The 13,600-nt window shown below is 71.1% G+C and carries 12 protein-coding genes; all 12 read left to right on the forward strand.

The annotated features are described in order from the left end of the window. Window positions 1–16: 16 nt before the first annotated feature. The 12 genes from argB to EMA17_RS07425 all read left to right on the forward strand — a co-directional run bounded on the left by argB (window position 17) and on the right by EMA17_RS07425 (window position 13,210). A complete protein-coding gene (argB, locus tag EMA17_RS07375; RefSeq protein WP_126636066.1) occupies window positions 17–994 on the forward strand; it encodes an acetylglutamate kinase in 978 nt (325 codons plus the stop codon). Window positions 995–996: 2 nt separating this feature from the next. Further along, the gene (locus EMA17_RS07380; protein ID WP_126636153.1) at window positions 997–2,208 is read left to right on the forward strand and encodes an acetylornithine transaminase; all 1,212 of its coding nucleotides are present in this window, start codon (window positions 997–999) and stop codon (window positions 2,206–2,208) included. Between the two features lie 45 nt (window positions 2,209–2,253). Then, window positions 2,254–2,817, forward strand: a complete 564-nt coding sequence (locus EMA17_RS07385; protein ID WP_246126503.1) for an arginine repressor — start codon at window positions 2,254–2,256, stop codon at window positions 2,815–2,817. Window positions 2,818–2,929: 112 nt separating this feature from the next. Further along, window positions 2,930–4,126 carry an argininosuccinate synthase gene (locus tag EMA17_RS07390; RefSeq protein ID WP_126636067.1) on the forward strand — a complete coding sequence of 399 codons (1,197 nt, stop codon included), beginning with the start codon at window positions 2,930–2,932 and terminating at the stop codon, window positions 4,124–4,126. After that, complete coding sequence (gene argH, locus EMA17_RS07395) at window positions 4,123–5,541, forward strand: argininosuccinate lyase (protein ID WP_126636068.1); 1,419 nt, start codon at window positions 4,123–4,125, stop codon at window positions 5,539–5,541. Before EMA17_RS07390 ends, argH begins: the two co-directional genes overlap by 4 nt. 238 nt (window positions 5,542–5,779) lie before the next feature. Beyond that, window positions 5,780–7,024, forward strand: a complete 1,245-nt coding sequence (locus EMA17_RS51655; protein WP_160161337.1) for an alpha/beta hydrolase family protein — start codon at window positions 5,780–5,782, stop codon at window positions 7,022–7,024. Beyond that, window positions 7,021–8,571, forward strand: a complete 1,551-nt coding sequence (locus EMA17_RS07400) for a wax ester/triacylglycerol synthase family O-acyltransferase (RefSeq protein ID WP_160161338.1) — start codon at window positions 7,021–7,023, stop codon at window positions 8,569–8,571. The genes EMA17_RS51655 and EMA17_RS07400 overlap by 4 nt, the downstream gene beginning before the upstream one ends. Then, the gene (locus EMA17_RS07405) at window positions 8,568–9,398 is read left to right on the forward strand and encodes an SDR family NAD(P)-dependent oxidoreductase (RefSeq protein ID WP_126636070.1); all 831 of its coding nucleotides are present in this window, start codon (window positions 8,568–8,570) and stop codon (window positions 9,396–9,398) included. Before EMA17_RS07400 ends, EMA17_RS07405 begins: the two co-directional genes overlap by 4 nt. A gap of 321 nt (window positions 9,399–9,719) precedes the next feature. After that, a complete protein-coding gene (locus EMA17_RS07410; protein WP_078978635.1) occupies window positions 9,720–10,196 on the forward strand; it encodes a GNAT family N-acetyltransferase in 477 nt (158 codons plus the stop codon). 380 nt (window positions 10,197–10,576) lie between these two features. After that, a complete protein-coding gene (locus EMA17_RS07415; RefSeq protein WP_126636071.1) occupies window positions 10,577–11,650 on the forward strand; it encodes a methionine ABC transporter ATP-binding protein in 1,074 nt (357 codons plus the stop codon). Between the two features lie 2 nt (window positions 11,651–11,652). Then, window positions 11,653–12,309, forward strand: coding sequence for a methionine ABC transporter permease (locus tag EMA17_RS07420; RefSeq protein ID WP_078978636.1), 657 nt, complete (start codon window positions 11,653–11,655; stop codon window positions 12,307–12,309). A gap of 79 nt (window positions 12,310–12,388) precedes the next feature. After that, window positions 12,389–13,210: a MetQ/NlpA family ABC transporter substrate-binding protein gene (locus EMA17_RS07425; protein ID WP_126636072.1), complete on the forward strand. Its 822-nt coding sequence runs from the start codon at window positions 12,389–12,391 to the stop codon at window positions 13,208–13,210. The last annotated feature ends 390 nt before the right edge of the window (window positions 13,211–13,600 follow it).

Raw genomic sequence — 13,600 nt, forward strand, 5'->3', positions numbered from 1 at the left:
GACGAGGGGGAGCGGGATGCGGACGGAACCGGCCGACAAACAGGGGCGCAACAACGCGGCACTGGCCAAGGCGCACACGCTGATCGAGGCGTTGCCGTGGTTGGAGCGCTTCTACGGCAAGACCGTGGTGATCAAGTTCGGCGGCAACGCCATGGTCGACGACGCGCTCAAGCAGGCGTTCGCCCAGGACCTGGTGTTCCTGCGGTTCGCCGGGCTGCGCCCGGTGATCGTGCACGGCGGCGGCCCGCAGATCAGCGCGCAGCTCGACCGGCTCGGCATCGAGTCCTCGTTCGCGGGCGGCCTTCGGGTGACCACGCCCGAGGCGATGGACGTGGTGCGCATGGTCCTCGCCGGCCAGGTGCAGCGCGAGATCGTCGGCCTGATCAACCGGCACGGGCCGTTCGCCATCGGGATGACCGGCGAGGACGCGCACACGATGACCGCGGAGAAGCGGCTCGCGGTCGTGGACGGCGAGTCGGTCGACATCGGCCTGGTCGGCGACATCGTCGAGGTCGACCCCGGCGCGATCCGGGCGCTGCTCGACGACAACCGGATACCGGTGATCTCCTCGATCGCGCGCGGTGCCGACGGGCACGTCTACAACGTCAACGCCGACACCGCGGCCTCGGCGCTCGCGGTGGCGCTCGGCGCGGAGAAGCTGGTCGTGCTCACCGACGTCGAGGGGCTGTACGCCGACTGGCCGGTCAGCGACGAGGTGATATCGCGCCTGGACGCCGACGAGTTGGCCGCGCTGATGCCGAACCTGTCCACCGGCATGCTGCCCAAGATGGAGGCGTGCCTGCGGGCCGTGCAGGCCGGGGTGCCGGCCGCACACGTGCTCGACGGGCGCGTCGCGCACTCGCTGCTCCTCGAGGTGTTCACCGACGAGGGGATCGGGACCATGGTGGTGCCCGCCCGGGACAAGCCCGCCGCGGTCGCGGCCGACATCGACCACGCGAACATCGACCACGAAGACTCCGAGGGGGCGGCGTGACCATCACCGAGAGCGGTGCCGCCGGTGCGCTGACGCAGCGGTGGAACCAGGCGCTGATGCACAACTACGGCACACCCGCGATCGAGCTGACCAGCGGCTCGGGCGCGCGCGTCGTGGACGGCGCGGGCAACACCTACGTCGACTTCCTCGGCGGCATCGCGGTCAACGCGCTCGGCCACGCGCACCCGGCGATCGCCGCCGCGGTGAGCGCGCAGCTGGGCCGGCTGGGCCACGTGTCCAACCTCTACATCGCCGAACCGCCCGTGGCACTCGCCGAGCGGCTGCTCGGTCTGTTCGGCCGCCCCGGCCGGGTCTACTTCGGCAACTCGGGCGCCGAGGCCAACGAGGCCGCGTTCAAGATCGCCCGGCGCACCGGCCGGCCGCAGGTCATCGCCGCCGAGGGCGGCTTCCACGGCCGCACCATGGGCGCGCTGGCGATGACCGGCCAGCCCGCCAAGCGCGAGCCGTTCGCCCCGCTGCCCGGCGGCGTCGACTTCGTGCCCTACGGCGACGTCGACGCGCTGCGCGCCGCCGTCGGTCCGCAGACCGCCGCGGTGATCCTGGAGCCCATCCAGGGCGAGAGCGGCGTGGTCATGCCCGGCGAGGGCTACCTGGCCGCGGCCCGGGAGATCACCGCCGCGCACGGCGCGCTGCTGATCCTGGACGAGATCCAGACCGGCATAGCCCGCACCGGCGCCTGGTTCGCCCACCAGCCGCTCGGCATCGAGCCCGACGTGGTGACGCTGGCCAAGGGCCTGGGCGGCGGGCTGCCGATCGGCGCCTGTGTCGCCTTCGGATCCGCGGCCGAGTTGTTCCAGCCGGGCCAGCACGGCACCACGTTCGGCGGCAACCCGATCTGCTGCGCCGCGGCGCTCGCGGTGCTCGACACGATCGAGAACGACGACCTGTGCACCCGTTCGGCGCAACTCGGCGAACGACTGCGGGCGGGAATCGACAAGATCGCCCATCCGCTCGTCGACGAAGTGAGCGGAGCGGGCCTGTTGATCGGTATCGTGCTCACCGCACCGGTGGCGCAGGCCGTGCAACGGGCGGCGCAGGACGCGGGTTTCCTCGTCAACGCCGCCGTGCCCACCCGGGTCCGGCTCGCCCCGCCGCTCGTCGTCGACGACGCGGACGTGGACGCGCTGCTCGGGGCGCTGCCCGCAATCCTGGACGCCGGCCTCGCCGCCGTACCCGCCGGAGGAACTTCGTGAACACCGTCCGACGACGACGCGTGCGGCGCTAGGCGGGGTCGGCCCATGACCAGCGAGCCCGGCGGCAGCGAGCCCGGCACCGACGCGACCCCGGTCGAGGGCGTATACGCGGTGCCCAGCACCCGGATCGCCCGCCACCGGCGGATCGTCGACATCCTGACCCGACACCCGGTCCGGTCGCAGAACCAACTCGCCCGGCTGCTCGCCGAGGACGGCCTCGCCGTCACCCAGGCCACGCTGTCCCGGGACCTCGACGAACTCGGCGCGGTGAAGATCCGCGACGCGGAGGGATCGCTGATCTACGCCGTGCCGGCGGAGGGCGGCGATCGCACCCCCCGGGCGCCGCTGGAGGAGTCCGCGGTCGAGGGGCGGCTGTCCCGGCTGGCCGGGGAACTGCTGGTGTCGGCCGAGGCGTCGGGCAACCTCGTGGTGGTGCGCACACCGCCCGGGGCGGCCCAGTTCCTGGCCTCCGCGATGGACCACGCCGAGTCCCGGTTGATCCTGGGCACCATCGCCGGCGACGACACCATCCTGATGGTCTCGCGCGACCCGGAGGGCGGCGCGGCGCTCGCCGCGTACCTCCTGGCGCTCGCCGAGCACAAGGGATAGGCGGGCCGGCCCGGCCGCAACCACCCACTTCCGCACACCGCCAGAGCGCTCGGCTCGGGCCGAACCCCGCACCACATCTGCCGAACCGCTCATTCGTAAGGAGAAATCGCTCGTGACCGAGCGCGTCGTACTCGCCTATTCCGGAGGTCTAGACACCTCCGTCTGTATCCCATGGATCGCCGAGGAGACCGGCGCCGAGGTCATCGCGGTGGCCGTCGACGTCGGCCAGAACGGCGAGGACCTGGACATCATCCGCAAGCGGGCGCTGGCCTGCGGCGCGGTCGAGGCCGAGGTCGCGGACGCCCGCGACGAGTTCGCCGACGGCTACTGCCTGCCGGCCATCCGGGCCAACGCGCTCTACATGGACCGCTATCCGCTGGTCTCCGCGCTGTCTCGGCCGGTGATCGTCAAGCACCTGGTCGCCGCCGCGCGGAAGCACGGCGCGACCACCGTCGCGCACGGCTGCACCGGCAAGGGCAACGACCAGGTCCGCTTCGAGGTGGGCATCTCCTCCCTCGCCCCCGACCTGACCTGCATCGCCCCGGTCCGCGACTACGCGATGACCCGGGACAAGGCGATCGCCTTCGCCGAGGCGAAGAACCTGCCGATCGTCACCACGAAGAAGTCGCCGTACTCGATCGACCAGAACGTCTTCGGGCGGGCCGTGGAGACCGGCTTCCTGGAGGACATCTGGAACGCGCCGATCGAGGACGTGTACGAGTACACGCAAAACCCGGCCGACGCGCGGGACGCGGACGAGGTGGTGATCACCTTCGAGCACGGCGCGCCGGTGGCCGTCGACGGCCGCGAGGTCACCGTGCTCCAGGCGATCGAGGAGCTGAACCGGCGGGCGGGCGCGCAGGGCGTGGGCCGGATCGACATGGTCGAGGACCGGTTGGTCGGCATCAAGAGCCGCGAGGTCTACGAGGCCCCGGGCGCGATCGCGCTGATCACCGCGCACCAGGAGTTGGAGAACGTCACCGTCGAGCGCGAACTGGCCCGCTACAAGCGCACCATCGAGCAGCGCTGGGCCGAACTGGTCTACGACGGCCTGTGGTTCTCCCCGCTCAAGCGGGCCCTCGACGGCTTCGTCGCCGAGGCCAACCGGCACGTGTCCGGCGACATCCGGATGACGCTGCACGGCGGGCGGGCCGTGGTCACCGGTCGGCGCAGCGAGGAGTCGCTCTACGACTTCGGTCTCGCCACCTACGACACCGGCGACACGTTCGACCAGTCGCAGGCCAAGGGCTTCATCGAGCTGTTCGGGCTCTCCGGCAAGATCGCCGCGCGGCGGGACGGGCAATCGTGACCGACAACACCGACCGGGTGAGCCTGTGGGGCGGCCGTTTCTCCGGCGGCCCCTCCGAGGCTTTGGCCCTGCTCTCCGCCAGCGTGCACTTCGACTGGCGGCTCGCGCCGTACGACATCGCCGGCTCCCGGGCGCACGCCCGGGTCCTGCACGCGGCCGCACTGCTCACCGACGACGAGCTGGCCCGCATGCTGGCCGGCCTGGACACGCTCCGAGAGCACGTCGAGTCCGGTGTCCTGGTCGCCACCATCGCCGACGAGGACGTGCACACCGCGCTGGAGCGCGGCCTGCTCGACATCCTCGGCCCCGACCTGGGCGGCAAGCTGCGCGCGGGCCGTTCGCGCAACGACCAGATCGCCACCCTGGGCCGGATGTACCTGCGCGACCACGCGCGGATCCTGGGCCGGCTGCTCGCCGACCTCCAGGAGGCGCTGATCGAGCAGGCCGCCGCGCATCCCGACGCGGTGATGCCGGGCCGCACCCACCTCCAGCATGCCCAGCCGGTGCTGCTCGCGCACCACCTGCTCGCCCACGTGCAGGCCTTCGCGCGCGACGCCGACCGGCTGCGCGACTGGGACCGGCGCGCCGACGTGTCGGCGTACGGGTCCGGCGCGCTCGCCGGATCCTCCCTCGGGCTCGACCCCGAGTCGGTGGCCCGCGACCTCGGCTTCTCCGCGTCGTCGGCGAACTCGATCGACGGCACCGCCTCGCGCGACTTCGCCGCGGAGTTCGCGTTCGTCACCGCGATGCTCGGGGTGAACCTGTCCCGGCTGGCCGAGGAGATCATCGTCTGGAACACGAAGGAGTTCTCCTTCGTCACGCTGGACGACGCCTTCTCCACCGGCTCCTCGATCATGCCGCAGAAGAAGAACCCCGACATCGCGGAGCTGGCGCGCGGCAAGTCGGGCCGGCTGATCGGCAACCTGACCGGCTTGATGGCCACCCTGAAGGCGCTGCCGCTGGCCTACAACCGCGACCTCCAGGAGGACAAGGAGCCGGTCTTCGACTCGTGCGACACGCTCGAAGTCCTGCTCCCGGCGTTCACCGGGATGATCGCCACGCTCACCTTCCACCGCGAGCGGCTGGCCGAACTGGCGCCGGCCGGCTTCTCGTTGGCCACCGACATCGCCGAGTGGCTGGTCCGCCGCGGCACCCCGTTCCGGGTGGCGCACGAGGTGGCCGGCGCGTGTGTGAAGTACTGCGAGCCGCGCGGGATCGAGCTGTGGGACCTGACGGACGATCAACTCGCGGAGATCTCGCCGGAGTTGACCCCGGAGGTGCGCTCGGTACTGACCGTGTCCGGCTCGGTCGCCTCGCGTGACGGACACGGGGGCACCGCCCCGGTCCGGGTCGCCGAGCAACTCGGCGAGCTTCGGGCGGACCTGGCCGGCCAGCGCAAGTGGGCCGGCGTGTAACGCCGTACGGCACCGGGATCGACCTGAGACGATGGGCCCGCAACCTCCGGGGGGAGGTGGCGGGCCCATCGTCGTGTCCGCATGCCGTGAGACGTCCGGTTCGGGGTGATTGCACGAGTGTGAGCGTAAGTTGCGGTTCCATTCCCAATTGTGAAATCGCGGTTACCAAAAGCGACCATTCGTGTTCGCTCCGTTGATTCCGTATTAGGGTCGGCTCGGATCGAGGGGAGGGATCGGCATGCTCGATCACCTGCGTCGAATACGTTCCCAGGGGGAGAAGTCCGCCGCCGTGCTCGCGGATCTGCCGGTCGGCGCGCTGCTGCGCGGTGTCCCCTCCTCGGTGGGCTTCGGGGTGCGCTCCTATGTGCGGTCGCTGCGCGCCGAGCGGCGCCGATATCCCGAGATACCCACCGTGTTCCCCACCCCGGGACTGGTCTCCGCGGCCTTCCTGGACGAACTCGTGGTGGCCGTCCTGGCCGGCGGCCGACTGTCCCCGGACCCCGAGGACGCCCAACGGATCCGGACCGAGATCGCCGACGCGGTGGCCAAGTTCCGCGCCGAGGGCTACCTCGACGATCCGACCCGGTTCCACCCCGAACCGCCCGCCCCGGAGGACCCGGTGCTCCGGGACCGGCTCTACGGCACCATCGGCTACGAGCAACTGACCTTCGAGAGCGGGTACATGCCCCGGGCCGGGGTGCCGGGGGCCACCCGGTGGCAGGGCGCGGGCGCCAATCAGCGGGTCTGGGCGTACGTACTGCGCCACCCCGGCGCACCGCGGCCGTGGCTGGTGAACCTGCACGGATTCGGCATGGGCCGACCCGGCGACCTGGCCACGTTCCGCTCGCCGCGGCTGCACCGCGAACTCGGCGTCAACGTGATCCACCCGGTGCTGCCCATGCACGGGCCGCGCAAGAGCACGCGCACCCACGACGGCACGTTCATCTCGTTCGACTACCTCGGCAACGTGCACGGCCTGGGACAGGCCGTGTGGGACGTGCGCCGCTGCCTGGACTGGGTGCGCGGGCAGGGCGACGCCGACACCCCCGTCGCCGTGCACGGGCTCTCGCTGGGCGGCTACGTCGCCGCCCTGGTCGCGGGCCTGGAGGACCTGGACTGCGTGGTCGTCGGCGTGCCCTCGGTCGACATGGCGTGGGTGATGTCGCACCACGTACCCGGCGACATCGAGCGCGAGGTGCGCGCGGCGGGGTTGCTCGGCGCCGACGCCGAGACGGTCCATCGTGTGGTCTCGCCGCTGGCGGTGACCCCCCGCGTGCCGCTGGAGCGGCGCTTCGTCTACGCCGGCCTGGCCGATCGGATGGCCACGCCACAGCAGGCGTACCGGCTCTGGAAGCACTGGGAGGAACCATCCGTCTGCTGGTACCGCGGCTCGCACATCGGAGCCGTGTGGAACCGGCGGGCGCACCGCTTCATCGAGGATGCCCTGACCTCGTCGGGCATCGGGAGGAGGAATACCTGGTGAAGCTCTCCGGTCTGGATTCGGCATTCCTGGCCCTGGAGTCGCGGGAGTGGCCGGCGCACGTCGTCTGCCTGACCATCGTCGACGCCTCGGACACCGGAGGCCGCGTCGACCGCGCCGCGTTCGCGCGCACGCTTGCCTCGCGACTGCCCCGGCTGCCGCTGCTGCGCCGCAAACTGGTCCGCGGCCCGTGGGGGCTGGCCCGGCCGCACTGGGTCGACGACCCCGACTTCGAGCTGGGCAACCACCTGCGTCGGGCCACCCTGGCGGCCCCCGGCGGCCGGCGCGAACTGACCGCCATGGCCGAGGAGATCTACCGCCACCGCCTGGACCGCGACCGCCCGCTGTGGGAGTGGTGGATCGTCGACGGCCTGGAGAACGGGCGGGTCGCGCACCTGTGGAAGGTGCATCACGCGTGCATCGACGGGCGCTCCGGCGCCGCGATGCAGGAGATCTTCTTCGACGCCGTCCCCGACCCGCCGGCCGAGCCGACGCCCGCGCCGGTGCTCGCGCCGAGCGAGTCGGGCGGGGTGCCCGAGGGATGGGACGCGTTCCGCGAGGGCGCGCTCTCGCTGGCCGGCACGCCCGTACGGGTGGGCCGGCAACTCGGCCGCCTGGGACAGGGCGTGGTGCAGGCCGCGCTGACCGGGCGGCTGGGCCGGGCGTTGCCGCTGAACGTGCCCAGGACCCGGTTCAACGAGCCGATCGGCCCGCACCGGGCGTACGGCTTCTGCAGTGTCTCGCTCTCCGACGTCAAGCTGGTCAAGAACGCCTTCGGGGTCAAGGTCAACGACGTGGTGCTCGCGATGGTGTCCGGTGCGCTGCGCGAACACCTCGACGCCCTGGGCGAGTTGCCCGAGCGAGAACTGGTCGCCACGGTGCCGGTGGACGCCACGCACGGCGGCGAGCGAGCCGGCGGCAACCTGATCACCGGGATGCTGGTGGGGCTGGCCACCGACGTGGCCGAGCCCGGCGAGCGGCTGCTGTGCGTGCACGAGAACTCCGACGCGGCCAAGGCCGTACAGAGCGCGATGGGCAGCGAGTTGCTCACGGGTCTGGCCGAGGCGCCGCCGCCGGCGCTGCTCGGGGCGCTCGGCGGGCTCTACCGCGAGGCGCGACTCGCGTCCGTGTTGCCGGCGTTGTGCAACGCCACCGTCTCGAACGTGCCCGGTCCGCGCAGGCCGCTGTATGCCCACGGGCAGAGGGTGGAGGCGTTCCACTCGATGGGGATCATCGCCGACGGCTTCGGACTGTTCATCGGTGGCATGAGCTACGACGACCGGATCGACATCGGCGTGCTGGCCGATCGGGACGCGCTGCCGGACCCGTTCGCCCTGGCGGACGCCATCGTCGAGCAGTTGAACCACCTGTTGAAGGCGGCGGACGAGGTCGCGCCGCCGCGCCCGACGCGGGATCTGCCGGCCGAGCCCTTCGGCGTGGGGGACGCGGAGGGCGGGGCCGAGGCCGCCGCGCCCAAGGTGCCCGGTCCGCGCCGGGTCGAGGAGGATCGTGCGGTCGACGCCGCCGGGTTCGAGGCGGGGCGCGCGTGAGCAGAACGGCACTGGTCACCGGCGCCAACTCCGGGCTCGGCCTGGCCACCGTGCTGGCGCTGGCCCGGGCGGGCGTGGACACCGTCGGCAGTGTGCGCACGGCGGCCAAGGCCGAGTCGGTCCTGGCCGCGGCGACCGCGGCCGGGGTCGAGGTGCGCACCGTGCTCCTGGACGTCACCGACGCGGCCGGCGGCGAGGACGTGATCGAGCGGATCCGTCCCGACATCCTGGTCAACAACGCCGGCGGTACCTCGTTCGCCCCCGTGCTCGACGTGTCGGAGGAGGACGCCCGCCACCAGCTGGAGACCGCGCTGTTCGGCCCGATGCGGCTGGCCCGCTTCGCCGTTCCGCACATGCGCGAACGCGGGTGGGGCCGGGTGGTGCAGATCTCCTCGCTGGCCGGGCGGATCACGTACCCGCTGCTGGGCTGGTATCAGGCCGGGAAGCACGCGATGGAGGCGGCGTCCGACGCGTTGCGGGTGGAGTTGGCCGGGGCCGGGATCGATGTCGTGGTGGTCTCGCCCGGCGGCTTCCGCAGCGGCGCCACTGCGGAGATGGCCGATGCGGTCGAGCGCCATCGCGGCACCGCGTTCGCGACCGCGTTCCGCCGGATGGACCTGGGCTTTTCGATCATGAAGCCGCTGTGGAGCGAGCCGGAGACGGTCGCCGACACGATCGCCCTGGCCGCCACCACGAAGTCGCCCAAGTCGCGCTACGTGGTCGGGGCCGACGCACACCTGACGCTGCTCGTGCACCAGGCCACCGAACCGTTCGCGATGGTGCGCGCGCTCAAGGAGGGAGTCGTCCGCCGCGTCACGGGCCTCTAGCCGGCCGAGCCGGTCGGCCGGGTCACCCGGAGTGGATGGCGAGCCGCGCACAGTGGCCACATCGCGCGTTCCACGACACGCATTTTTCCGGCGATTCACCCCATCGGGCGCACTTCGTCGAACACGCTGCCTGAACACCGGATTGCGCGTAGGTGAGGGCCGGGTAGAAGTCCGGGAAAAGCCGTGTGGAACAGTGACGAATGCAGTGTTCACGCGCGTGTTCGAGAAGGGGACAACCCTCCCCCTTCGCGACGGGCACGGGGCTCGACGCTGCGGCACACACATCCGCGCGGTGATCAGGGCGATCAGGGGAGCAATCCGATGGGGCAGAACGTGGGTATCGGCACGGCGGACGTATCCGACGCCGAGCAGATTCTCAAGCTTCAGTACCTCTGTTACCAGGGCGAGGCCGCCCTGTACAACGACTACGGCATCGAGCCGCTGACGCAGAGCCTGGAGAGCCTGCGCGCCGAGTTCGAGACGCACACCGTGCTGGTGGCGCGTCTGGGCGAGGAGGTCGTCGGCTCGGTGCGCGGCACCATCGACGACGGTGTGGCCCGGATCGGCAAGCTGATCGTGCACCCCCGGCTGCAGCGGCACATGCTCGGCACCCGGCTGCTGCGCGCGATCGAGGCGAAACTCGCCGACGCCGCCGAGTACGAGTTGTTCACCGGTCACCGCAGCGAGAACAACCTGCGGCTGTACGAACGCCTCGGCTACGTCTCCGGCCGGATCGAGAAGGTCAGCCCCCGGCTGAGCCTGGTCTACCTGCGCAAGACCGCCGTCCTCGCGGCCTGATCGACGCCCGCGGGACGAAGCACCCCCGAAGCCCCGGCCACCATGGAATCCATGGTGGCCGGGGCTTCGTCGGCTCCGGTCGCAGGTGCTCGGGCGGGATGACATTTCCATTGCGAGGCGGGTGTCTGCTTTAATCGGATCATGTTCACGACGGCTCACATCTCCGGCACCGCGGCTACCGCCACGGGTTGTCGTTGCATGCGCCGTTCGTGTCAGATGTGTCGAATGTGTGGCTGTTGAGGATTTGAGGGCCTGACCCCTCTCCCGGGCCGAGCGCTCCGCGCCCCCGGTGTCACCCCCGCCACGCCCCCTGTGTGATCGAGTCGCGCGGCCCTTCGTCGGGCCCGATTCGGCACGCACATCCACCCGAGGACTTCACGGTGATCCGTACCACTGCCCTGAGCAAGGTCTATCGCAGCCGAGAACGGCAGGTGACCGCGCTCGACGGGGTCGACCTGCACGTACGCGAAGGCGAGATCTTCGGCGTGCTCGGCCGCAGCGGCGCCGGCAAGAGCACCCTGATCCGCTGCGTCAACCTCCTGGAACGTCCCACGTCGGGCACCGTCGAGGTGGGCGGGCGCGAGTTGACCTCGCTGTCGGCGAGCGCGCTGCGCGCCGAGCGGCGCGGCATCGGGATGATCTTCCAGCACTTCAACCTCCTCTCCAGCCGCACCGTCGCCGGGAACGTCGCGGTACCGCTGGAGATCGCGGGGGTGCCGCGCCGGGACCGGGCCCGCCGGGTCGCCGAACTGCTCGACCTGGTCGGCCTCGTCGAGCACGCCAAGGCGTATCCCGCACAGCTGTCCGGCGGGCAGAAGCAGCGGGTGGGCATCGCCCGCGCGCTGGCCGCCGAACCGCGCGTGCTGCTGTCCGACGAGGCCACCTCGGCGCTCGACCCGGAGACCACCCGCTCGATCCTGGCCCTGCTGCGCGACCTGCGCGACCGACTCGGCCTGACCATCCTGCTGATCACCCACGAGATGGACGTGGTCAAGAACATCTGCGACTCGGCCGCGCTGATGGAGGGCGGCCGGATCGTCGAGTCGGGCACGGTGCCCGAGTTGCTCGGCCGCTCCGACTCGCGGCTGGCCCGGGAGATGTTCCCGCTGGGTACGCCCGCCTTGCTCGCGGGCCGCACGCTGGTCGACATCACCTTCCGCGGCGAGGAGACGGCGCAGCCGTTCATCTCCACCCTCGCGCGCACCTACAACGTCGACGTCAACGTCCTGGGCGCGGCCGTGGAGAGCGTCGGCGGCCGGCAGATCGGCCGGATGCGGATCTCGCTCGACGGCACCTTCGAGCACAACGTGGTGCCGATCGGCTACCTGCGCGAGCAGGGCCTCCAGGTCGACGTGATCGACGAGGCCGAAGCCGGGTCGGGGACCGAACACACCACCTCGGACGCCGACGTCGCCGCCGCCGACGGCGTGGCGCTCGCGGGCAAGGAGCTCTGACGATGACCTGGTCCGAGATGCGGCCACTGCTGGAGACGGCCACCCAGGAGACGCTGTACATGGTCGGCGTCGCGACGCTGATCACCGTACTGATCGGTCTGCCGATCGGGCTCCTGCTCGTCCTCACCGACCGCGGCGGGCCGTTGTCCTTCGCGCCGGCGAACAAGCTGCTCGGCCTGGTGGTCAACGTGGGGCGGTCGATCCCGTTCCTGATCCTGCTCGTCGCGCTGATCCCGTTCACCCGCTGGGTGACCGGGACCACCATCGGCACCGACGCCGCGATCGTGCCGCTGACCGTGGGCGCCATCCCGTTCTTCGCGCGCCTGGTGGAGACCGCGGTGCGCGAGGTGGACCGGGGCCTGATCGAGGCCGCCCAGTCGATGGGCGCGGGCACGTTCACCGTCGTGCGCAAGGTGCTCGTGCGCGAGGCGGTGCCGTCGATCATCTCCGCGATCACCGTGACCGTCGTCGCGATCGTCGGCTACTCCGCGATGGCGGGTGTGGTCGGCGGCGGCGGGCTCGGCGACCTGGCCATCCGCTACGGCTACCAACGCTTCGAGACGAACCTGATGCTCGTCACCATCGCGGTGCTCGTCGTCCTGGTTCAACTCGTGCAATTCCTCGGCGACCTGCTCTCCCGCAGGCTCGCCCACCGCTAGCGCGGCACGTCGCCCTAGCCCCCGTACGACGCGAGGCATTCCGCCCGCGTACACCGCACCACCAGGAAAGGCACTCTTCGTGCGTATCGACAAGTTCGTCGCCATCTCCGCCGTCGCCGCCCTCGGACTCGGTCTCGCCGCCTGCGGCAGCGACGACAAGAAGGGCTCGTCCGCCTCCGACCCGCTCAAGGTCGCCGCCTCCGCCGTCCCGCACGCGCAGATCCTGAAGTACATCAAGGACAACCTCGCCGCGAAGGAGGGCCTGAAGCTGGAGATCAAGGAGTTCTCGGACTACACCCAGCAGAATCCGGCCCTGGACGAGGGCGCGGTCGACGCCAACTTCTTCCAGCACAAGCCGTATCTGGCGGAGTACAACAAGGAGAAGGGCAAGAGCCTGACCCCCGTGGTGCCGGTGCACCTGGAGCCGCTCGCGCTCTACTCCAAGAACGTCAAGTCGCTCGCCGAACTCAAGGACGGCGCGACCATCGCGTTCCCGAACGACGCCACCAACGGCGGTCGTGCGCTCAAGCTGCTCGCCGACAACGGCGTGATCAAGCTCAAGGACGGCGCCACCACCACGGCGACCGAGAAGGACATCGCCGACAACCCGAAGAAGCTCAAGTTCAAGGCGATCGAGGCGGCGCAGCTGCCCCGCGCGCTAGACGACGTGGACGGCGCGGTGATCAACGGCAACTACGCGCTGGACGCGGGGCTGACCCCGGGCAAGAACGGCGTCGCGGTGGAGAAGGCCGACAACAACCCCTACGCGAACGTCCTGGTGGTCAAGAAGGGCAAGGACACCGACCCGCGCGTGCAGAAGCTGGCGAAGCTGCTGAACTCGCCCGAGGTGAAGAAGTACATCGCCGACGAGTACAAGGGCAACGTGCTCGCCGCGTTCTGATCCCGGCGGCGTGATCCCACCGCCCGCGCCGCGGCGCACACCCACCACGGCCCCCGCCCACCGGCGGGGGCCGTGGCGTGTTTCGGGGCATGTGAGAGGGTGTGGCCGACAGCAGGGAAGGAATCCGGCGGATCGTGCGGAGCACCTTCGGGCCCGGTGTCGAGGTGTGTTCGCGGCCGTACGAGACGCGGACCACACCTCGATGCCGGTACATCCGGAGGCGGCGGCGCGATGCGGCAACCCGGAGCGGTCCCGCCACTGTGAACGCACGCCCTCGGGCGGACGTGAGCCAGAGACTTGCCGCTGTCCGGGACCCCGAACGCGGGTCCCGCCACCGACCAGGGCGTGGACACCCGAGGGAGGCCGAAGGCGCATGCCTGCGTGCTTGAT

Origin of the sequence: Embleya hyalina (genome assembly GCF_003967355.1) — a bacterium.
Classification (GTDB): Bacteria; Actinomycetota; Actinomycetes; order Streptomycetales; family Streptomycetaceae; genus Embleya; species Embleya hyalina.

What these genes read in the sequence shown, in the direction of transcription:
- EMA17_RS51655 (WP_160161337.1), top strand. Translation starts at nt 5,780, where the DNA reads ATGCTCGATCACCTGCGTCGAATACGTTCCCAGGGGGAGAAGTCCGCC.
- EMA17_RS07385 (WP_246126503.1), top strand. Translation starts at nt 2,254, where the DNA reads ATGACCAGCGAGCCCGGCGGCAGCGAGCCCGGCACCGACGCGACCCCG.
- EMA17_RS07410 (WP_078978635.1), top strand. Translation starts at nt 9,720, where the DNA reads ATGGGGCAGAACGTGGGTATCGGCACGGCGGACGTATCCGACGCCGAG.
- argB (WP_126636066.1), top strand. Translation starts at nt 17, where the DNA reads ATGCGGACGGAACCGGCCGACAAACAGGGGCGCAACAACGCGGCACTG.
- EMA17_RS07420 (WP_078978636.1), top strand. Translation starts at nt 11,653, where the DNA reads ATGACCTGGTCCGAGATGCGGCCACTGCTGGAGACGGCCACCCAGGAG.